The organism is Bacteroides sp. 1001136B_160425_E2 (genome assembly GCF_015559655.1).
Taxonomy (GTDB): domain Bacteria; phylum Bacteroidota; class Bacteroidia; order Bacteroidales; family Bacteroidaceae; genus Bacteroides; species Bacteroides luhongzhouii.
This window is the reverse complement of record NZ_JADMQH010000003.1, coordinates 243,270-265,147: the sequence shown is the minus strand read 5'-3', so window position 1 is coordinate 265,147 and position 21,878 is coordinate 243,270. Positions and strand designations below refer to the sequence as shown.

Here is a 21,878-nt window from a genome sequence, read left to right as displayed (position 1 = left end):
TTTTTAATGTTAATATAAAATTCATTTCAGATCTCTCAACTTAACTATATTATTCTTGAAATCTTTCAGTTGAAAGAGTGCCACAGATTGCAGCTTACCTACTTCAACGACCATTTCAGTAGGCAGATCAGGCACAATAAGAGCAGTGACTCTGTAGTTATTGGATTTAGCCCCCAGTTTGAGATTAGTAACCGGTTTTTCCTCCCCTTTCTCGTTTACAACTGTCAGATTCATATGATAAAGATCCACTTCACAATCATCCGTATTCGTATTGATAACCTTAAGGTGTATCCTCGATTTATCTCCCATCGTCGTAAGTTTGCCAAATTCGACAAAGACACCATCAAACCACTCTACCCGCATTATTTTCTGCGGCTTTGGCTCCGGGGTCTGCACCGGAACAACAGGAGAAGGAGTAACTTCGGGGACCACGCCAGGAACAGATACGGAAGGTTCGGGGTTCTTTTCCGGCAGCGGACGGTCAACTACCGGAACAGGAAGATCCGGTTCCACGTGCTGTCTTTCCGGAATCACTCCGGTTCTGTCGAATGTCACTTTCTTCAGTTCGCGGACAAACTCCCGGTTCAGCCGTTTTATCAATTCACGCGCCGCCATATTCTTACCTTGGGAAGCTGATTTATTTTCAGGTACCAATGTCCGTTCATTATTGATAGAATAACTCAACATGGTTTGTCCCGTCCGGTTATTCTCTATTTTAATCCCCAACGTAGAAAAGAATTCAATAAAACTGTATAATTCACCCGGAACAGTATTGCCTTTACGACACTTATTATCCAATGTAACGATGATGTCCGCTTCAGAAGGGGATGTCACTACATTGAAAAAATTATTGTTCAGCAGGCTCTTTACAGTTCGCTCCACCATATCCATATCGCTCTGTACACTTCTGACATAGGCAGAAGGCTGTGTCTGCGCCATGTTGACAGTCAATGTCGCCCCGGGAAGAGAAGAAAGCATCTGTTTGAATAGAGCTGCATAACTTCCCTTCCGGAACAACCTGAACACATCATCAATTAATGAAATCCCGATTTCCTGCTGCATTTGTTTAGAAGTAATATTACGCACATAAAGAGCGGCAACTCCCGACTCATCGGTAGGAGACATTGAGGACAAATCTCCCGACCCGGAAACAAACTCGGCTTTCAACCGGATATTCCTCAACGGATTTCCATTACGGTAAACACCTATAGCAATAGGCTCCCTTATACCTTGAAACGGCGTAGCTGAAACTGTTGCCGGATTCAGCACAATCGTTATTCCATCGAATACTCCTGCCAAAGCCGCATATAATTCAGTCGCCAGATTGATCGTTTTTCCTTCGTAAGAACAGAATAGTTCCTGATTAAGAACCGGACGGATAGCATCCATTCCATTCGAAAATAACTCTATGGCAGTTATCAAATTCCCTTGTTGCAAAGTCACGTGTCCCTTATACCAGAAATCAAAACCATTACGAATTGCTTTCTGGCGACGCGCTTCCATAAAAGCCTCATAGTCATCCTTGTTCAGTTCATAGTAGACCCAATACTCATTGTCCCCCTGCCAGGAGTCCACCAAACGGAAGTTCTCTATTTCCGCCCTGGCTTCCATACGAATAGTCTCGACAAATGTTTGTTTTAAATGCCCGTCATCTTCCAAAGTATTCAGCAAAGAACGGGTGGCTACCTCTACCTGAATCGCGGAAACAAGATCGGACAAAGCATTTTGCTTTGCCTTTTGCAGATAATCTTCTTCCGAAGTTTTTGCCATCCCTATCCCACTGTAACTCAAGCCATCTGCCGGATGCTGTCTGACCCAATCGGGACGGTCTGTTTGTTGTCCGGATAATGGAAAACAAAGCAATGAGACCGCAAGGATAAATAAAAGCCAATGTTTCATACGCTACTTATCTATTGAATAGTCAAATAAATTGTACTGCCATCCACTCTATGTTCACTATCTATTCCGGAGTCAGTCAGATAATTAACCAGATTGTCCGCAAACGTGATGCAGTCCATCGGCAAACCGTCGCCATCTTTTGCCGGAATCTGAACCGAATCAAAAATCAAACTATCATCCACAGCACCTTGAATATGATAACGTCCTCCCTGGGCATTCTTCCTCACCCAGTTACGTATATACGCTGAAAGAGTAGTGCTCCCGTTTATCCGGCTGTTCATCGTGTTGACAGCATTATCAGCAAGACTGACCCGAAGAACTATCGTATTTCCCTGTTGGACTCTCCGGGCAAACTCCTTTGAAATGTCTTTCAGAAAACCATCCAAAACATCCTGTGCCGCATACGCACATAGTTTGTCCACATCTGTTGTCCTAAAGCGGTTCGTCCAGCTTTTCCGGCTGGCTAAATCAATTCCGGTGGCAGTCTCACGAGCAGTCATAATCAACGAGACTCTACTGCCTGCAGCTGCCGATATGTCTTTCCGCAAATCAACAATCACATATACATCTGCTCCCGAATTCATCAACAACTGTTTATCATTGGAATCAGCATTCTTACTCTCCCATTCAGAAGCACGCAGAGTACCTGCCTGTTTTCCTTCGGCAGCTACCGTCTTCACACCAAGTTTGACGAATCCTTCTTTTACCGTACTTACCGCTACACGAAGATCAAAATCATTTTTCAGGATACCGGCATACGAACTCCGGTCATTACTTTTATAAGGAACCACCATAATAGTTGGCAGAGCAACCTGTTGCCGGGTTTCTTCCATCGACATCTCCTCCACGGGCTTTGTCATCAATTTGTTCCGTATCAAATCCTTTTTAAGCGCACCCAATAAAATTTGGGCCGTAACCGTACCCTTATAAAGTCTGGAAGGTTGCCGCACCGGTTCTCCGACCGTCTCATAGTTTTTCACAAAGAGCATATAGCGTGAACTGAAAAACTGGTTCATATAGTAAGAGTCCTCTTTCCCAACCAGCGGCCGACCGTTTTCTACTCCGTCAATACCATTCAAGAAGATAGCATTGAAAATCGACTTCAATGCCATAGAATATACATCTTTCTTCTTTTCTGCTATTCCGGAGGCTGTGATAACGGCTAAGTTATCATCTGCTTTCACGCAAAACAGGTCATTGGAGTATAGCTCCTGTGCTGTGAGATGAATAGTATATGTCGCCAGCAGGCCCAAAAGTAGTATTCGTAGTTTCATTTTTCTTTTGCTAGGAGAGAAGTTGATAATTGAAATTCATTATAGTGATAAAAAGGTATCTTTCCTCGAAATGATAATCAACTTCTTTTCTTCCTTGGTGGCTCTCATTATCTCTTCCCCACCTTTACTGACACTACACAAAGAACGTGCCCCGCTCAACACTTCTTTCACGTTTAAGCGGCCGACTTCTTTCAATGACAATTCACCGGCAATGTCCATCTCTATGTAAACGGTAAACTTCTGTCCTTTCTGTATACCTCTTTTTGTTCCAAGATCAACGTATACAGTTTGTGCCTTATCTTTCTTTGTGCTTTCCACTTGTACAATCGTACCTTGTATCTTAAAATTCTCGTTAACAAAGTCGTCCATGCTTATTTTGGCATAATCCAATGTTTTAAGGATTGCTTCTTCAGGAGTATCTCCTATGCTTCCGGTCAACCCTTCATGAGAGAAGGCCTGGGTACCTTTGAGCGTACCGTTAGAAGGATCCACAATCTTTAATGTGTAAGAAACACTTCCTTTATAATAAGGCTTTCCTTTACTGTCCGTTTTTTTAATGCCCTGCATACTTGTAATATTCCCCTGAATCAAATATTTAGCTCCCAACGTCGTCATAGCCTCACTTCTGGCGACAACATCTCCCATAGCAGAAGTTTCCTGACGCCGCCTGGCTTCGGCTTTCAATGCCTCATTAGAATCAACGTCAATCAACACGACACGATTCATTTCTTGAATACCTTCAATAATTTTATTACGCAAAGCTTCTGCTAAAATGTTGCTGATACTGCCAGGACGGGAAAAATAATCAATGTAAACGCTTTCTTTTCCATCTTCATTAGTTTGTGCATAACCTAACATCGAAATTAAGCAGATTGAGAACAATAGTAAAATCTTTTTCATGTTTGTTTTTTCTTTTATTATTAATGCAATGTTTGTTTTTTAAGTGTTAAGAATCATTATGTGTTTCTCCGGTTGCAAAGTTAAGCACACATCAAGGTCAATTGTATACACAATATTTACCACAACTATCCGTTAAACGCATAGTACTATCCAAATATCAACGAGAAAGGAAAATAGAAGAGGGAATATTGCAGTATGTACAATAAAATGAAGTATTATTCTCTCATTCAAAACCTTTGTATCATTCTATTTTCTTCAGTTCCCTCGAATAAGTATAAAATAGCATTTGTTATATCCGCTAAAATTGTTACATTTGTCGAATAAAAAATTGCTTCCCAACAACAATATACATGGAAACGGATTTAAAAAAGATAGTAGGACATCGGCTGCAAATGCTTCGCATGGAAAAGAATCTTACTCAAGAACAAATGGGAGAAAAGTTGAACCTGTCAACAAGTGCCTATTGTAAGATTGAGTATGGTGAAACCGACCTCACATTAACAAGGCTGAACAAAATAGCAGAAGTGCTAAATATGTCTGCATTGGAGCTATTTAATAAAATAGATGGAAATGTGTATGTCAATAATACGGGTACAATCGGGACAAATATCGGAGTCGCTAAAGATTGTAGCACTGTCCGTATCGAAGCTGCAGAGGATCTCCGTGAACTAATCAAGGCAAACAGCCGGTTTATCGAGATATTGTGCAAACGCATAGAACTTTTAGAGAATAAAGTGCTGATATAGTAACATACACATAGAATAATTCCATTAAGATAACCATAATAAAGATGCACAGATCACCGATTATCCATCGATTTTCTGTGCATCTATTAATTAAAAGATTACAGCCTGACTTCTTTATCAGATAGCCTAGATCCTGACTCCTATAAGAGGCTTACGCAAAAATATCACTCCGTAGAATATAACCGATTACGTCCCCTTTACGCACATTAGCACCTTGTTGTGCACATATCTCCACCACACGTCCGGTAAATCCGGTCAGAATCTTTTCATATTCCCCCCACGGAGTAGAAAGATAACAGAAGACTTCGTCATGCTGATATTTGCGTCCGATGAAGGGCGCAATAGATGGCCCCTCTACAGAAACCTCCCAAAGTACCTGCCCATTATCGGGAGCAATGACAGGATCTGCCTTGGCACGCTTCAACTTCTTGATATCTTCTTCCGAATAGCCGCTCTTGGCCATAGCCGCATCCTTGGCGCGTTGCAAATCATCCTCGAAACGTTTCTTGGCAACACCCGACTTATAATCACGATACTGCCGATCGTGCATGGCCAGTTCGAAAAGCTCTTCATCATCTTCCCCATATTCCCAGCCATTCTCATCCATTTCCTTACGGTATTCATCCAAAGCATCCGGATAATTCAGCTGCGGATCAGTATCGACAAACTCATATCCTTTAGAATTCGCCAGTTCTACAATCTCCGGAGCAAGTTTACCCGGAAGACGCCCACTCTTACCCAAAATCATATCCCAGGTATGATTATCTATCATTGTCCAGCGTTCCTCCCCTTTTACCAACTGCATAAGATTCATCAATGCAACATTCTTCACGTACTGACTGAAAGGAGTCACCAAAGGAGGATAACCCAACTTAGGCCACACATATTCCACTTCGTCGAAAAGCATTACCAGCAAATCGTCAAGACTAAGTTCAGGTTCGTTCTTACTCTTTAATATCATATTGATACCGGAATGCACCCCCTTCAAGTCTGCCATCATAGACCCCATCATACCACCCGGCAAACCACATTTCAATAGAAGTGAAGACATATATTTGTTGGTAGGATCCATGAAGTAACCCAGAAAATCATCTATGAATTCCTGCGTCATCGCACGAGCCTTCATATATGCTTTCATATTAATATCCGGAACCTGAAAACCTAAATCTTTCAACATTGCCTGTACCGAGATCACGTCCGGATGCACTTTACCCCAAGACATGGGTTCCATAGCCACATCAATAATATCCGCACCATTCTCGCAAACCTCGAGGATGGATGCCATAGACAATCCCGGCCCACTATGACCATGATATTGTATCAATACATCCGGATGTTTTTCCTTGATGGTCCTGACCAGTTGCCCCAACATACCCGGGCGACCAATACCTGCCATATCTTTCAAACAAATTTCAGGTGCACCAGCCTCAACCAGCTGATCGGCAATTCGAGCATAATATTCAACGGTATGCACCGGAGAATAGGTGATACAAAGAGTTGCCTGCGGAATCATACCTGCTTCCAAAGCATATTTAATGGAAGGAATGATATTTCTCGTTTCATTCAGCCCACAGAAGATACGTGTGATGTCCACTCCTTGCGCATGCTTGACTTTATACATCAGTTTACGCACATCTGCCGGAACCGGGTACATGCGCAACGCATTCAATCCGCGATCAAGCATATGCGTTTGAATACCCGCTTCTTTAAAAGGTGCGGTAAAAGCACGGACGGCCTTATTAGGATTTTCGCCGTACAACAGATTCACTTGCTCAAAAGCACCGCCGTTTGTTTCAACTCTGGCAAAACAACCCATCTCAATAATCAAAGGAGCAATACGGACAAGCTGATCAACCCGAGGTTGATATTTACCGGAAGATTGCCACATATCCCGATAAACAAGACTGAATTTAATTTCCTTTTTCATCATAGCCAATAATAAGTGATTTTTTCTTCGGTTAACTTCACATATACAAATATAAAGGTTTAAACTGACATATAGTCAAATAATCACCTTAAAAAACAGATTCAAAGAGATGTTTAATATCATAATGCAAGATAACCTCCTCTACATATATCCATTTACTATAAATAACAAATCAAATTGTTTTATGTTCGTACATATATTATTCCTTTAAGATCGTAAATATTTCATCAACTTTATTCATTGACATTTAATGGCTTTTGAAGCTATACCAGAAAGTTTATTTATACCAAAGTTTGTACAAATGCAAATCGCTTCTCAAAATCATCATTAGGTATAAACAAACCAAGATAACCATCAGGCATAATCCACTTGTCAAGGGCTTTATTATACTCAAAGTTACTATTACAATAATTAATATAAGATGCAATATTGACTGAATCATTAAAATAAAGATTTCATCATTTTTTTATTGTTATTACTCTGGTAAGTGAGAAACTAAAATCGTAAATTGTAAAGCGCAAATACACAGCAACATACAAGTACACATTTTCCTTTAAAAGGAACACCTCGTTGGTTTTAAAGAAACGATGCCTTGGTTTTAAACCAACGGGGCGTTCCTTTTAAACCAACAAAACACTTATTTTAAGTCTTATTTCACGAGCCCTTCGAAATACAATGAAACATATTCAAGAAAGCTTGCATTTCTTTCCATTACTTACCATGAAAGTGCCAAACTTTATCCATTAGAAGTGCGTCGTGTCCGATAACAGTGAAAATCAGTGAAAGAAATTAAAAGAGAAGCAAATACAACAGAATTATTTGGAAAAAATAAGTTGAACGCTTACATTTGCCATGTGATTTTTTTCATAGTATTAGATTTAAGGTTAACAAAGGTTGGAGCAAGGCGTTGCTCCTTTTTTTATGTCCATATGTGAGATTAGTTCATGTGAGTTAATTCAATAATTGGTACATTCCTCCTGCCAATACACGAATCACCCCTTTCATCTCCAGTTCGAACAGTAGGGCAGTCATCTTATTTACGGGAATATCTGCTTCTACCACAAGAGAATTGATTTGCAGATTTCCCAGTTTCTCCAAAACAGCGACTATTTTTTGCTCCTCTTCAGACAATTCGATAAAAAGACTACGTTGCACACTTACCTTTTCTGAAAGAGTCGTCTGCATATTCCAGCCCATAGCCTGCACAAAATCTTCAGCAGATAATAACAGGGATGCTTTATTATCCCTAATCAACCGATTGCATCCTTTTGAATATTCATCACTCGTGCGACCGGGGAAAGCGAAACAATCCCGATGATAACCTTCAGCAAGTTCGGCTGTAATCAATGAACCTCCCTTTTCTGCTGACTCAATGACAATGGTAGCATCACACATACCGGCAACAATTCGGTTTCGGCTGATAAAGTTATGACGATCGGGATTCGTTCCGGACAGAAATTCGGTCAGTAATCCCCCTTTTTCAAGCATGTCAACAGCTGTTTTCCGATGGACATGAGGATAAATACGATCCAGCCCATGAGCTAAAACACCTACTGTAGGTAATCCATTGGCCAAAGCTTCACGATGCGCATGAATATCGATTCCATAAGCAAGGCCGCTAACTACAAGCACATCAGGACAAAGAGCTTTCAGATCCCGCAGAAAAGAGGCGCAGATTTGTGTCCCATAATCAGTAGCATTACGGGTTCCTACCATATTCAGAATATGAAGGGAATTTAGATCGGTATTTCCTTTGAAGAAAAGAACAACAGGGGCATCTTCACATTCCCGCAAACGGGAAGGATAATCTTCATCATGAAAAGTCAGACAGGAAATTCGATTCTTCCGGATAAATTCATATTCCTGTTCGGCACGAAGCACAGCTTGCGGACAATCCAATGCCTCTACCACCCGTTGAGTTACTTCTGGAATACGTTCCGGTATTTCTTTGCGCAGACGGAAGACATCGACGGCATTGCCTATTCCATCTATCAAATGTTTTGCCCCTATGTGCCCGATACCGGGCACCATTGTCAGAGCAATACTATAAATTTGTTCTTCTTCAGATTTATTCATTTCAGATAAGGGGCAAACACGCTATCGAACAATTCGCTGTCACTTAAACGTCCGTTTACCACACATACCGTCTCAACAGTGGATTTCACTACTACTTTATTATCATTCTTACGGAAAATATCCTGGTAAAATACATATTTGATACCTTCCTTCTTCATATAGAGTTTAGAGACAAACTCATCTCCGCTTTTCAATGGAGTCTTGAATGCCATACTAATGCGTGCCACTACCGGATCGACTCCCTGCTCATGAAGTGCAGCAAAACTGACACCCACCGAAGTCAGGAACTCATGACGAGTATGCTCCAAATAGTGCTGATAATTGGCATTATTGACAATACCTTGAAGGTCGCATTCGTAATCACGAACCTTCATTTCCAATTCATAGATATAGTTCATTCAAATTGAGAATTAAAAGTTGAGAAATAACAGTTAGCCCCTTTTCTGCTCAATATCGAGCCCTTTGAACTTCTTCAATTCTTCGGTCGATACCAGTTTATATAGCTTGTCACTGGGACGTATCTTATCCGATTTCATGGAGAAATGCTGTCCCTTCTTCACTGTTTGCACAGATTCCAAGTCAACGCGGGCTTCTTCCAAAGTCATAAATAAAGCACCGGTAGTCGGCCCTGTAATGAGAAGTTTATCGCCTACACTTACTTCAGCAGCTTCTACCAGAAATTCGGAAACTCCGATATTAGAGAAATATTTGATACCTTTACCTACATAAATCTTACGTTCTGTAGCTGCAGAACCATAATTCCTGGTCCATTCGCCCAAACGCTGTCCCAAGTAATATCCATCCCAGAAGCCACGGTTGAATACGGTTTTCAGGCGTTCATCCCAAGCCGCAATCTTTTCATCGGTGAATGTTCCATCCAAATAAGCCTTGATCGCTTCTTTGTAACATTCAACCACCGTACGTACATATTCGGGGCCACGGGCACGGCCTTCAATCTTGAATACACGTACACCGGCATCCAACATTTTATTCATAAAATGGATGGTCTTCAAGTCTTTCGGCGACATGATATATTCGTTATCAACATCCAATTCCACATCCGTTTCCTTATCACGAACCGTGTAAGAACGACGACATACCTGCATACAAGCACCACGATTGGCCGAGTGATTCATTTCATGCAAGGAGAGATAGCATTTACCCGATACTGCCATACAAAGCGCACCATGGCAGAACATCTCGATACGAAGTTGTTCGCCGCTCGGACCACAGATACGTTCTTCCTGTATCTGACGATAAATCTCGGCCACCTGTTCCAGGTTCAACTCACGAGCCAATACTACCACATCTGCAAATTGCGCATAGAATTTCAATGCCTCCGCATTGGAGATATTCAACTGGGTGGAAAGATGCACCTCCTGCCCTATCTGACGGGCATAATTCATCACTGCCACATCAGCTGCAATCACTGCAGAAATTCCCGCTTCCTTGGCTGCATCGACAATGGTATGCATCAAAGGAATATCTTTATCATAGATAATCGTGTTGACCGTCAGGTAACTCTTCATCCCGTGTTCATCACACGTACGGGCTATTTCCCGCAAATCATCAATCGTGAATGTATTAGCCGAACGGGCACGCATATTTAGGTTTTCTATACCGAAATAGATAGAATCGGCACCTGCCTGAATGGCCGCAGCAAGAGATTCGCGCGAACCCACAGGAGCCATTATTTCAAAATCTTTCAAACTAAGACTCATAGAATATATACTTATTTGTATCAGTTAAGCAAATGAATGCGTACAAAGGTAGGCTTTTTTCCGTATTTTTGCAGCGAAAACAAGAAGTTACTTCAATCATAAACAGTAAATAGCAGATTCATATATGAAGATAGGCCAAATAGATCTGGGTAAATATCCCATCTTACTTGCTCCGATGGAGGACGTAACCGATCCGGCTTTCCGCCTGATGTGCAAGAAATTCGGAGCAGACATGGTATACACCGAGTTTGTGTCGAGTGACGCACTGATACGTGCTGTCAGCAAGACTGCACAAAAACTAAGTATCAGTGACGCAGAACGTCCTGTCGCCATCCAGATATACGGGAAAGATACAGAGACAATGGTGGAAGCCGCCAAGATTGTAGAGCAGGCACAACCTGACATTCTGGATATTAACTTCGGATGTCCGGTGAAAAGAGTAGCTGGAAAAGGTGCTGGAGCAGGTATGCTACAAAATATCCCCAAAATGCTGGAGATCACCCGTGCTGTAGTAGATGCGGTGAAAATACCTGTAACAGTGAAGACTCGTTTGGGATGGGATGCAAACAATAAAGTGATTGTGGAATTAGCGGAACAGTTGCAAGATTGTGGCATTGCTGCATTGACAATACATGGCCGCACCCGCGCACAAATGTATACCGGAGAGGCGGATTGGACACTGATAGGCGAAGTGAAGAATAATCCGAGAATGCATATTCCCATTATCGGCAATGGAGACGTGACCAGTCCTCAACGCTGTAAGGAGTGTTTCGACCGTTATGGAGTAGATGCTGTAATGATCGGTCGCGCCAGTTTCGGTCGTCCATGGATATTCAAGGAAATAAAACACTATTTAGAGACAGGTGAAGAATTGCCGCCACTTAGTTTTGAATGGTGTATGGAAGTGCTCCGACAGGAAGTGGTAGACAGCGTTAATCTGCTCGATGAGCGTAGAGGAATTTTGCATGTACGCCGTCATCTGGCCGCAAGCCCGCTATTCAAGGGAATCCCTAACTTCCGCAACACACGTATTGCTATGTTACGGGCGGAAACAAAAGAAGAGCTTTTCCGGATATTTGAAGAAATCATCTTCCAACGCAAAGAAAATTCGGAAATTTAAATCAACACCTATATATCTATTCTTCAGGAGCTTGTATTTGTTCCTGAAGAATAACATGATCTAATTAAAATATGTCGAGATCTTTCAGTTTCTATTTAAACATCGGCTGTGCAAACCACTTTTTAAACATCCAGGTTACGACCACATACAACAGGAATGCGGAGAAGAAACCGACAATGGCATCAATCACATAATGCGCCTGGATATATACAGTAGCCCCACAAAGCAACATATAGAAAGGTATAAGACAAGCAAACAACTTCTTGCTGCCACGCCAAGCCATAATCATCAGAATAGTAGAAATACCGACATGCGAACTGGGGAATGCCGCCGTAGGACGTTCACCCACTTGCTGCGAGCCTTCCACCAAATTATAAAAGAATCCGTGCTGATAGCCCGGTCCGGGAAGTAACTCCTGATTATGATTGAAATAATCACCGATGGCAGGAAAAACACCTTTAGATACGTTATCAATACCAATGGCAGGAAAATAGAATTGAGGGCCTGCAACAGGAACAAATATATAAATCAGATAGTAAATAAAGAAAGAAGTGACAAGTACAAAAGACATCTTTTCGAACCACTCAAACTTATAAATAAAATAGAATAGAGCCACAATCAACATCATCGGATAATAAAAGAAATATCCCATATTGAATGCCTCGCTGACTATAAGATGTGGAAATGTATGACAGAACCAGATAGCAGGCTGACCATTGAAAATAAACTGTTCGGCAGTTGCAAATACATGATCTAAGTTCGGAAAGAAACGATTGAACTCGAAAGTATCCGGATACCAGTAAGACAACAAACTCATCTGAATGACGATACGCACAAACGCCGAAAATTTACAGGGAGCAAGACGATAAAGATACATCAATAAAAAAGTCATAGCCGCGATCATCGCCCTATCCAGCAACATGTGCCATGGATGATCCATCCGCTGAAACAGGAACAGAATCAATATGGAAGTCAACAGATTATAAATCAATGTAATCTTTTCCACAGCAAACAACCCTTTGCGGGCTTCTATGCGCTTAAATAAGTCTAAAGCCATCCTTCATTTTTATACCAGGCAATGGTTTCCCGAACTCCCTTTTCCAAATCATATTCGGGCACATACCCCAACTCATTCATTACCGGAGTTATATCGCATTGCCAGTTGCGTTGTTTCATTATCTTATATTTATCCGAATTCAAGGTACTGCTCCTCCCGGAACGTGTAGCAATGAATTCAGCGAACAAAGATATAACTTTTAGCACAATTAATGGACATTTCAAGTGAAGAACAAACGGATTACCCAATTCTTTTTGTATCAGATCCGAGAAGGCACGACTTTTATAAACTTTCCCGTCTGTCAGGAAATACGCCTTACGGACTACTTTTTTCTCTATTCCCAGGAAAATAGCCTGCACAATGTCTTTCACATACACAAAAGTCAAGTCCTGACGACGGAAACCTACCGAGAAATCAAGGTGTTTCTGAATGGACTTTGCCATCAGATAGTAATCAGCTTCACGAGGTCCATAGACTCCCGTAGGACGATAAATGACATAAGGGAAACCAGGCATACTCTGAATATACAACTCCGCTTTCAGTTTGCTCAATCCATAAGCAGTATTGGGCACCGGAGAGTCGTCCGCTTTTATCGGAGTATAGTCCTTCTCACGTGCAGGTCCGAACACACTCAATGTACTTATATAGATAAACTGTTTCGGAACCATATTCAGTTCCTTCAATGTATCGATAAAATATTTGGTCTGAAGATAATTCACATAGTCAAAAGAGTGCTTGTCGGGACACTTTGTAACACCAGCACAATGAATGATATAATCAAATTTGTTGTAAGTGCCCTTATGCCCGGAGAGTTGGGCACGAAGTTCATTAGGATGCGCAAAATCCAGTTCCAGAAAGTGAATTTTCCGGTTTTTCAAATACCGCTTGCTACTCGTGGAACGAATCCCGGCCCACACACCAAACTTTCGTTTCAACGCTTCCTCCACGATGAAACTGCCGATAAAACCACTTGCGCCTGTAATTAAAATACTCTCCATTATTACTTTTCAAGTCCTACATGAATATTAATTGAAAAAATATGATGCCACAAAGATACGATAAATATAAAATAAAAGCCATTTTGCTTTTCTCAATTATTATTTGTTTATTTGCAAAGCGATTTATTTACTATTCAACACTTTTAAAGCACGTGGAAGATAAGGCCGATTTTGATTTTCTTTTTAAAGAGTACTATCCTCAACTTTATTATTATGCATTTCACCTGATTAATAATATGGAGGCTAGCAAGGATATCGTAAGCGACGCCTTCGAATTTATTTGGGCTAATTATGCTAAGATAGACAAAGCCACGGCCAAATCTTATCTATACGTCTATGTTCGCAACAAAAGCATAGACTTCCTGCGACATCAGAATACACATGAACAATACGTACAAATTTATTCCGAACTGACCAAAAGTTATGTTGAAACGGAATATCAGGAGCAGGACGAAAGAATGATGCATATCAGTAAGGCAATGGAAAAACTGACTCCACATACCAGACATATTTTAGAAGAATGTTATATTCAACGTAAGAAATATCAGGAAGTGGCAGAAGAATTAAATATCAGTGTCAGTGCAGTCAGGAAGCATATTGTGAAAGCATTACAGGTAATACGTGAGGAATGTGCAAAAAAATCATAAATCAGGTGTCTTTATTTTATGATTAAACGTAATATAAATAAGTATAATACAGTTAAACTGTGATGAATAAAGATATTGACAACATAAATAATACAGATGAATCTGTAGAGAAGGCGCTCGACATCATGGAGAGTTCTTCAGATATAAACGACGAACAGCTGCAGGAGATGCTTAAAGATAAAGAAGTCCTGCAAGCTTGTCGCGACATCATGGATAGTAGTCTTTTCCTACAACAAAAAGGAGTAATAGAACTTCCCAATGTAGAAATGGAATTGGGGCGATTCAAGAAAAAACAACATTCAACACGAATGCGTTCCAATCTCTGGAAGATAACTATCGGAATAGCCGCCATGATTACCGTTCTATTCGGGAGTTACTACTTAATTAATAGCCTGACAACCCCTGCACTCGAACCAATCACTGTATTCACTGCTGATACTACTCCCCAACATATTGTTTTGCAAAAAGATGACGGAGAAAAAATTGTGTTAGACGAACCGCAGTCAAACAATCAAGTCCTGCCTAAAACCGCCATCGCAAAGTCTGAAAAGAAAGAGCTGGATTATAGGCAAGTCATCTCAACAACTACACAAACACACGTACTTACCGTACCTCGAGGCGAAAGCTTCAAAGTGGTATTATGTGACGGCACAGAAGTCTGGCTGAATGCCAATAGTAATTTTGTTTACCCTACAGCCTTTATTGGCAACGAGCGTATCGTTACTTTAGAAGGCGAAGCTTATTTCAAGGTGGCCAAAGACGCCAAGCGTCCCTTTATTGTAAAAACCAAGACAGTCCAAACCCGCGTTCTCGGCACGGAATTCAATATACGTAGCTATACTCCCGAAGATACTCATGTAGTACTTATTAACGGGAAAGTAGAAGTAAGTAACACAAAAGGAGGATCATATACCCGACTATATCCGGGAGAAGACGCACACCTGCAATCTGATGGAAATTTCGTTCTAACAGAAGTAGACTTAGACTCTTACGTCTATTGGAAAGACGGCTACTTCTATTTTGACAATATTACATTGAAAGATATTATGCAAAACTTAGGACGCTGGTACAATGTAAACATAGAATTCAGAAACAAAGAAGCAATGACATATAAAATGCACTTCATATCCGATCGTACTAAAGATTTAGAGCATACGATTTCATTGCTTAACAGAATGAAAAAAGTCACCGTCACCTTGCAAGGCAATACGCTTACCATAGACTAGGTTTTTATTGCATAAGTATAACAAATCTATGCATGAAAAAACAAAATATCACTTTTATTAAAAAATAATTCGCAAAAGGGGTATCTTAAATTTCGATTCATACGCACTATTTATATAAACAAGTTCAAAATAGTGTTATTTAAAACCAAACGTATGAAAAGAAACTGGTATTTATTTATCGTGTGCCTCCTATGCGTATGCTTTTTACCACATCTCGCAGAAGCTCAGACACAAAGTGAAAAGAAAATCACGATGGAGTTCAACAACGAACGCCTACCGTCCGTATTGAAGCGTCTGGAAAAAGAATCAGGATACAAAATTCTGTTTACGTACGATGATATCAAGAAATTTACAGTCTCAGGTTCTGTGAAAAGTCAGAATGTAAAGCAAGCATTGGACATTATTCTTAATAACAAACCCTTGGAATACCATATTGAAGGGCTATTTATCACAATTACTCCCAAAGGTCCTTCCCGGCAACCAAAAATATTTGATGTAAAGGGGACCGTTATTTCCGAAGACGACGGGCAACCACTTATCGGAGCTACTGTCATGATTAAAGGTAGCAAATCAGGAGTATTAACAGATATAGATGGTAGATTCTCCATAGAAAAAGTTGCCAGTAACTCTACCCTGCAATTTTCTTATATCGGAATGCACCCACAAGAATTGGCACCTTCTCCAATAATGAATGTTACTTTGCACGCAGATGTGCAAACCTTGTCTGAAGTGGTCGTAACTGGTATGCAGAAAATGGACAAGCGTCTATTCACAGGTGCCACAACTCAATTAGGTGCCAATGACGTAAAACTAGATGGAGTCCCTGAAATTAGTCGGGCACTCGAAGGACGGGCAGCAGGAGTATCTGTTCAAAACGTATCCGGAACGTTTGGTACAGCTCCTAAAATCCGTGTCCGTGGTGCCACTTCTATCTATGGCAGTTCAAAACCATTATGGGTGGTGGATGGTGTTATCATGGAAGATGCCATCGAAGTAGGTGCTGATGATCTTTCGTCAGGTGATGCGGAAACACTGATCAGTTCGGCTATTGCAGGTCTGAATGCAGATGACATTGAAAGCTTCCAAATATTAAAAGACGGTTCGGCAACTTCTATATATGGTGCCCGAGCAATGGCAGGTGTAATTGTCGTGACTACCAAAAAAGGGAAAGCCGGAATAAACAAAATCAGTTATACTGGCGAATTTACCACACGCATGGTTCCCACATATAATGAATTCAACATCATGAATTCACAGGAACAAATGGGGATATATAAAGAGATGCAGCAGAAGGGATGGTTGAATTACAATGATGTTTACCGTGCAGCTAATAGCGGTGTCTACGGACGTATGTACAAATTGATAAATACTTTTGATCCTGTTACCGGTCAATACGCCATTTCCGGTACTGATGAAATGAATACTTACTTGCAGGAAGCTGAAATGAGAAATACAGACTGGTTTGACGTATTATTCTCTCGTAATGTCTTACAGAATCATTCCGTGAGCATCAGTTCCGGAACAGAAAAGTCCTCTTTTTATGCTTCATTAAGCGCCATGCTTGATCCAGGTTGGTATAAGCAAAGTGAAGTAAAGCGCTATACAGCCAATGTAAATACGACATACAATGTTTTCAAAAATTTATCTGTCAATTTAATATCAAACGCCTCATACCGCAAACAAAAAGCACCCGGCACTATCAGTTCTACAATTAATGCAGCTAGTGGAGAAGTATCCCGTGAATTCGATATCAATCCTTATTCATACGCTATCAACACTTCGCGTGCAATGGATCCGGATGTTTTCTATACCTCCAACTACGCCCCTTTTAATATCCTTCACGAATTAGAAAACAACTACATAGAATTAAATGTAGTAGATGTAAAATTTCAAGGAGAAATAAAATGAAAAGCACTTTCTGAACTGGAATTCAGTGCATTAGGGTCGCTGAAATACCAAACCAGCTCACAAGAACACAACATTCTGGACAATTCCAACCAAGCGACATCCTACCGTACTGGCATGGACGACGCCACAATTCGTGAAAGCAACGGGCTGCTTTATAGTGATCCGGACGATGTATATGCACTGCCCATCAGTATTTTACCACGAGGAGGTATCTACCAGCGTAAAGACTACAAAATGCTAGGATTGGATTTTCGTGCTACAGCTTCATGGAATCATTTATTTGCAGAGAAACATATAACTAATGCTTTCGGAGGTGTAGAAGTCAATGACCTACGGCGCTCCTACACAATGTTCAATGGATGGGGTATGCAATACTCATTGGGAGAAACTCCCTCTTATGTATATCAATTCTTCAAGAGAGGACTGGAAGCCGATGACAAATATTATGCATTAGAACATAGCCTGGCACGCAGCGTGGCAGCATTTGCCAACATCACTTATTCGTACGACGGACGCTATACTCTAAATGGCACTTTCCGTTATGAAGGAACTAACCGTATGGGGAGAAGCCGTTCTGCACGCTGGTTACCAACATGGAACCTATCAGGAGCATGGAATGCGCACGAGGAAATATTCTTTAAGAAACTGCAACCAACATTATCGCACATGACGTTAAAAGTTTCTTACTCATTGACAGCCGATCGTGGACCTGCCAATGTCACCAATTCACAAGCTATTTTCAGGGCATATTCGCCTTATCGCCCTTTTACAGACATTCAGGAGCCGGGTATTTATATGTCTGACAGCGAAAACAGCGAACTGACCTACGAAAAGAAACATGAGTTGAATATCGGCGGAGACTTTGGTTTTCTTGACAACCGAATTAATCTGGCCATCGACTGGTATAGACGTAATAACTACGACCTTATCGGAGCTGCTGTCACACCGGGAATCGGTGGAGGCGGAACCTATACTTATGCTAATGTAGCATCTATGAAAAGTCATGGCATAGAATTCACACTTTCTACCAAGAATATTAAAACAAAAAACTTTGGCTGGAACACCGACTTCATTTTCTCACATTCCAAGAATAAAGTGACCGACCTCAAATCTGTGTCTAATGTGATGAGTTTAATATCAGGAAACGGATTCGCCCGCCAAGGTTATCCGGTACGAGGATTATTTTCAATCCCATTTGCCGGACTTGACAAGAATGGTATTCCATTATTTAATATCAACGGAGAAACTACAAGCACTGATATTGAATTCCAGGCTCGTGAAAATATTGATTACCTGAAATATGAAGGTCCGACAGATCCAACCATTACCGGTAGTTTCGGCAATGTTTTCACATACAAAGGTTTCAAATTAAATGTATTCCTTACTTATTCATTCGGAAATGTAGTCCGTCTCGATCCCGTTTTTAAAGCCAGTTATTCCGATCTATCAGCGATGCCCCGTGAGTTCAAAAACAGATGGACTTTACCCGGAGAAGAAAATACGACAGATATCCCGACCATAATTACCCATCGGCAGTACACCGACAATCAGAAATTGACTTATGCTTACAATGCCTACAATTACTCTTCGGCTCGTATCGCAAAAGGTGATTTCATACGTATGAAAGAAATATCCGTGACCTATGATTTTCCACACACATGGTTAGCACCAGTGAAAATTTCCAATCTTTCACTTAAGCTACAAGCTACGAATCTTTTCCTTCTTTATGCAGACAAGAAGTTGAACGGACAAGACCCGGAATTCTTCAACACAGGAGGAGTAGCATCACCTGTGCCTCGCCAGTTCACACTGACATTGAGACTAGGAATATAATCAGTAATAAATAACCAACATATTTCAATATGAGAAAAAATAATTTATATATAGGATTACTGCTCTTATCCACTCCATTTTATGCAGGTTGCAACGGTTTTCTGGATGAGATGCCTGATAACCGAACAGAATTGAACACCGAGCAGAGTATTATCAGCATATTAGTTTCGGCCTATCCGCAAAGTACCAATACCCTCATAGGAGAGTTCTACAGTGACAATATAGACGAAAACAGTCGTTCATACAGCTACTGGCAGAAACTAGAGGACGATTTATATCACTGGAAAGATACTTACGAAGAAAACCAAGACTCTCCACAAGCTGTATGGGATGATTGTTATGCTGCTATCGCATCAGCCAACAATGCACTCGACGCAATCGAGAATTTAGGAAGCCCCGCAACTCTGAATCCACAGAAAGGGGAAGCATTAGTATGCCGCGCATATGCACATTTCATACTGGCTACTACTTTCTGTCAGGTCTATAACCCGGCTACAGCCGAACAAGAATTGGGTATCACTTATATGGAGACACTTCAAACAACTGTCTCTCCACATTATGAACGAGGCACGCTTGACAATGTATACCATAAAATATCAGCAGATCTGGAAAAAGGTATTCCTCTGATTAGTGACGATGCCTATTCCGTACCCAAATACCATTTCAACAAAAAGGCAGCGTATGCTTTTGCCGCACGGTTTTATCTTTACTATATGCAGCCGGACCTCTCCAACTGCAAAAAAGTGATAGAATATGCAAACAAGGTGTTAGGAAATAATGCCGGAGAATTTTTACGTGACTGGAAATCACTGGGAACACTTAGTCCAAACGAAGGTGTGCAACCTAATGCCTACATCAACGCCTCCGAACCAGCCAACCTACTCATCCTTAGTACAGCTTCTACTCTTGGAGGCATAGTTGATTCAGGATATGGATTGGGCATGCGATATTCTCACAATGCCGTAACCGCAATGGAGGACTGTTATTCAAACGGATTGTGGGGAGCCTACACCACTTTCCGACAACAGCCGTTTGAACCTTCCCGCTCACCCAAAATATCATTCCGACGAATATCAATGAAGATAAAGGACGGAGGGTATCCGTATGCACTAATTCCAGTTTTCACCACAGACGAGACATTACTCTGTCGGGCTGAAGCATATACTTACCTGAAACAATATGACAAAGCAGCCGCTGATATAACCTCTTGGCAGAAAGCTTTTACATCAAGCACGATTACCATTACTCCGGAAATGATCGATCTATTTTACGGAGAAGGCATGAAGTATTATGACCTCGCCCAAGGAATCATAACTCCCAAAAAGCATTTATCACCCGATTTTGTACTTGAGGCCGGAAGACAAACAAATTTTATTCACTGTATCCTTCATTTGCGTAGGCTGACCACTTTAGGAGAAGGATTGCGCTGGCAGGATGTAAAACGCTACGGCATCACTGTGGAGCGTCGCTATTTTGAAAACGAACGATTAATGGATGTCACTGATACTATGAACAAGAACGACCTACGAAGGGTAATTCAGATCCCGGCTAATGTAGTATCAGCAGGCATACAGGCAAATCCAAGATAAAAGTAAAGAAAGGAGAAAGACAATATGAAAAGAAACTACATTTTATATCTATTGTTCATAGCCTCAACTATCTGTGTGGGAGCATGCAACAATGATGAGGACATTGATACCGCTCACAGCATCTTCACCAATGAAGGCAAAACAGAGAACGCATTTGACAAGTGGTTGTTCAGAAATTATATGAATCCTTATAACGTCACTTTCAAATACCGCATGGAAGACATCGAAAGCGACCAGACCAAAAATCTGGTTCCTGCCGACTACGACAAAGCAGTAGCTCTTGCCAAGCTTGTAAAATACGTTTGGATGGAAGCGTATGACGAACAAAACGGAATCAATTTCTTACGTGTCTATATGCCAAAAACAGTCCACCTGATAGGTTCCAAAGCCTATGAAAAGAGTGGTGCAATATTGGGCACAGCCGAAGGAGGAATGAAAATAACCCTCTATGATGTAAATAGTCTGGATGCTGAAAATATTGATATCGAAGAACTGAACGAAGTTTTTTTTAAAACAATGCACCATGAATTCGCCCATGTACTACATCAGACCAAAAACTACGATCCCGCTTTCGACCGTGTCACAGAAAATGGCTATATAGGAAGCAGTTGGTATATTTACACCAATCCCGAAACCGGGCAACAGAGTAACAGGACAGACGCACAAGCATGGCAGGCCGGTTTTGTTACTCCATACGCCATGAGCGAACCCCGTGAAGACTTTGCAGAGAACATAGCTATGTATGTCACTAACAGTGCCGTATACTGGGAGAACATGTTAGCTGTAGCAGGAGAAGAAGGGGCAGCCCAACTCACTAAAAAATTCAATATCGTCTACAATTATATGCGCGACACTTGGGGGATAAACCTAGATGAGCTTCGCTCCATCTTTTTACGGCGCCAAAGCGAAATATACGAGCTGGATTTAAGCACTATCGAACTGGCTGACGATTTTTAA

15 protein-coding genes and 1 pseudogene are annotated in these 21,878 nt (G+C 41.1%); 7 read left to right on the top strand and 9 right to left on the bottom strand.

Annotated features, from left to right (window positions below; translation table 11 throughout):
* Positions 1-21 precede the first annotated feature (21 nt).
* The 3 genes from I2I04_RS04275 to I2I04_RS04265 are packed head-to-tail and all read right to left on the bottom strand — an operon-like array spanning position 22 to position 4,073.
* Positions 22-1,899, bottom strand: a complete 1,878-nt coding sequence (locus I2I04_RS04275) for an LPP20 family lipoprotein (RefSeq protein WP_195654400.1) — start codon at positions 1,897-1,899, stop codon at positions 22-24.
* An 11-nt stretch (positions 1,900-1,910) separates the two neighbouring features.
* A complete protein-coding gene (locus I2I04_RS04270; RefSeq protein WP_008646707.1) occupies positions 1,911-3,173 on the bottom strand; it encodes a DUF6175 family protein in 1,263 nt (420 codons plus the stop codon).
* 39 nt (positions 3,174-3,212) lie between these two features.
* The gene (locus I2I04_RS04265; RefSeq protein ID WP_008646708.1) at positions 3,213-4,073 is read right to left on the bottom strand and encodes a hypothetical protein; all 861 of its coding nucleotides are present in this window, start codon (positions 4,071-4,073) and stop codon (positions 3,213-3,215) included.
* Positions 4,074-4,423: 350 nt separating this feature from the next.
* On the opposite strand from I2I04_RS04265, the gene I2I04_RS04260 reads away from it, so the two are divergent.
* Positions 4,424-4,819 (top strand): helix-turn-helix domain-containing protein, encoded by a 396-nt coding sequence (locus tag I2I04_RS04260; protein ID WP_008646709.1) that lies wholly within the window; start codon positions 4,424-4,426, stop codon positions 4,817-4,819.
* Positions 4,820-4,970: 151 nt separating this feature from the next.
* On the opposite strand, the gene I2I04_RS04255 is transcribed toward I2I04_RS04260, so the two are convergent.
* The 4 genes from I2I04_RS04255 to I2I04_RS04240 form a co-directional block, all read right to left on the bottom strand.
* Positions 4,971-6,746 carry an oxaloacetate decarboxylase gene (locus I2I04_RS04255; RefSeq protein WP_195470439.1) on the bottom strand — a complete coding sequence of 592 codons (1,776 nt, stop codon included), beginning with the start codon at positions 6,744-6,746 and terminating at the stop codon, positions 4,971-4,973.
* Between the two features lie 951 nt (positions 6,747-7,697).
* Entirely contained in the window at positions 7,698-8,822 is a 1,125-nt protein-coding gene (dprA, locus tag I2I04_RS04250; protein ID WP_195654399.1) for a DNA-processing protein DprA, read from the bottom strand.
* Positions 8,819-9,220: an acyl-CoA thioesterase gene (locus I2I04_RS04245; RefSeq protein ID WP_143258893.1), complete on the bottom strand. Its 402-nt coding sequence runs from the start codon at positions 9,218-9,220 to the stop codon at positions 8,819-8,821. Before I2I04_RS04245 ends, dprA begins: the two co-directional genes overlap by 4 nt.
* A gap of 33 nt (positions 9,221-9,253) precedes the next feature.
* On the bottom strand, positions 9,254-10,543 hold the full coding sequence (locus tag I2I04_RS04240) for a peptidase U32 family protein (RefSeq protein ID WP_195654398.1): 1,290 nt from the start codon (positions 10,541-10,543) through the stop codon (positions 9,254-9,256).
* Between the two features lie 124 nt (positions 10,544-10,667).
* On the opposite strand from I2I04_RS04240, the gene dusB reads away from it, so the two are divergent.
* Entirely contained in the window at positions 10,668-11,663 is a 996-nt protein-coding gene (gene dusB / locus I2I04_RS04235) for a tRNA dihydrouridine synthase DusB (protein WP_143258891.1), read from the top strand.
* A gap of 91 nt (positions 11,664-11,754) precedes the next feature.
* On the opposite strand, the gene I2I04_RS04230 is transcribed toward dusB, so the two are convergent.
* Positions 11,755-12,720, bottom strand: coding sequence for a phosphatase PAP2 family protein (locus I2I04_RS04230; RefSeq protein ID WP_143258890.1), 966 nt, complete (start codon positions 12,718-12,720; stop codon positions 11,755-11,757).
* Positions 12,711-13,718 (bottom strand): NAD-dependent epimerase/dehydratase family protein, encoded by a 1,008-nt coding sequence (locus I2I04_RS04225; protein ID WP_195470371.1) that lies wholly within the window; start codon positions 13,716-13,718, stop codon positions 12,711-12,713. The genes I2I04_RS04230 and I2I04_RS04225 overlap by 10 nt, the downstream gene beginning before the upstream one ends.
* A 44-nt stretch (positions 13,719-13,762) precedes the next feature.
* On the opposite strand from I2I04_RS04225, the gene I2I04_RS04220 reads away from it, so the two are divergent.
* The 5 genes and pseudogenes from I2I04_RS04220 to I2I04_RS04200 all read left to right on the top strand — a co-directional run bounded on the left by I2I04_RS04220 (position 13,763) and on the right by I2I04_RS04200 (position 21,878).
* Complete coding sequence (locus tag I2I04_RS04220) at positions 13,763-14,365, top strand: RNA polymerase sigma-70 factor (RefSeq protein ID WP_195470440.1); 603 nt, start codon at positions 13,763-13,765, stop codon at positions 14,363-14,365.
* A gap of 62 nt (positions 14,366-14,427) precedes the next feature.
* On the top strand, positions 14,428-15,591 hold the full coding sequence (locus I2I04_RS04215; RefSeq protein WP_195654465.1) for a FecR family protein: 1,164 nt from the start codon (positions 14,428-14,430) through the stop codon (positions 15,589-15,591).
* A 153-nt stretch (positions 15,592-15,744) separates the two neighbouring features.
* Positions 15,745-19,332, top strand: a pseudogene (locus tag I2I04_RS04210) (SusC/RagA family TonB-linked outer membrane protein).
* A gap of 29 nt (positions 19,333-19,361) precedes the next feature.
* Positions 19,362-20,921, top strand: coding sequence for a RagB/SusD family nutrient uptake outer membrane protein (locus I2I04_RS04205; RefSeq protein WP_195654397.1), 1,560 nt, complete (start codon positions 19,362-19,364; stop codon positions 20,919-20,921).
* Positions 20,922-20,945: 24 nt separating this feature from the next.
* Positions 20,946-21,878 carry a putative zinc-binding metallopeptidase gene (locus I2I04_RS04200; RefSeq protein ID WP_195654396.1) on the top strand — a complete coding sequence of 311 codons (933 nt, stop codon included), beginning with the start codon at positions 20,946-20,948 and terminating at the stop codon, positions 21,876-21,878.

Excerpts from the sequence above, each read along its gene's own strand:
- I2I04_RS04275 (WP_195654400.1), bottom strand. The coding sequence starts at position 1,899 with ATGAAACATTGGCTTTTATTTATCCTTGCGGTCTCATTGCTTTGTTTT.
- I2I04_RS04270 (WP_008646707.1), bottom strand. The coding sequence starts at position 3,173 with ATGAAACTACGAATACTACTTTTGGGCCTGCTGGCGACATATACTATT.
- I2I04_RS04265 (WP_008646708.1), bottom strand. The coding sequence starts at position 4,073 with ATGAAAAAGATTTTACTATTGTTCTCAATCTGCTTAATTTCGATGTTA.
- I2I04_RS04260 (WP_008646709.1), top strand. The coding sequence starts at position 4,424 with ATGGAAACGGATTTAAAAAAGATAGTAGGACATCGGCTGCAAATGCTT.
- I2I04_RS04255 (WP_195470439.1), bottom strand. The coding sequence starts at position 6,746 with ATGAAAAAGGAAATTAAATTCAGTCTTGTTTATCGGGATATGTGGCAA.
- dprA (WP_195654399.1), bottom strand. The coding sequence starts at position 8,822 with ATGAATAAATCTGAAGAAGAACAAATTTATAGTATTGCTCTGACAATG.
- I2I04_RS04245 (WP_143258893.1), bottom strand. The coding sequence starts at position 9,220 with ATGAACTATATCTATGAATTGGAAATGAAGGTTCGTGATTACGAATGC.
- I2I04_RS04240 (WP_195654398.1), bottom strand. The coding sequence starts at position 10,543 with ATGAGTCTTAGTTTGAAAGATTTTGAAATAATGGCTCCTGTGGGTTCG.
- dusB (WP_143258891.1), top strand. The coding sequence starts at position 10,668 with ATGAAGATAGGCCAAATAGATCTGGGTAAATATCCCATCTTACTTGCT.
- I2I04_RS04230 (WP_143258890.1), bottom strand. The coding sequence starts at position 12,720 with ATGGCTTTAGACTTATTTAAGCGCATAGAAGCCCGCAAAGGGTTGTTT.
- I2I04_RS04225 (WP_195470371.1), bottom strand. The coding sequence starts at position 13,718 with ATGGAGAGTATTTTAATTACAGGCGCAAGTGGTTTTATCGGCAGTTTC.
- I2I04_RS04220 (WP_195470440.1), top strand. The coding sequence starts at position 13,763 with ATGCCACAAAGATACGATAAATATAAAATAAAAGCCATTTTGCTTTTC.
- I2I04_RS04215 (WP_195654465.1), top strand. The coding sequence starts at position 14,428 with ATGAATAAAGATATTGACAACATAAATAATACAGATGAATCTGTAGAG.
- I2I04_RS04205 (WP_195654397.1), top strand. The coding sequence starts at position 19,362 with ATGAGAAAAAATAATTTATATATAGGATTACTGCTCTTATCCACTCCA.
- I2I04_RS04200 (WP_195654396.1), top strand. The coding sequence starts at position 20,946 with ATGAAAAGAAACTACATTTTATATCTATTGTTCATAGCCTCAACTATC.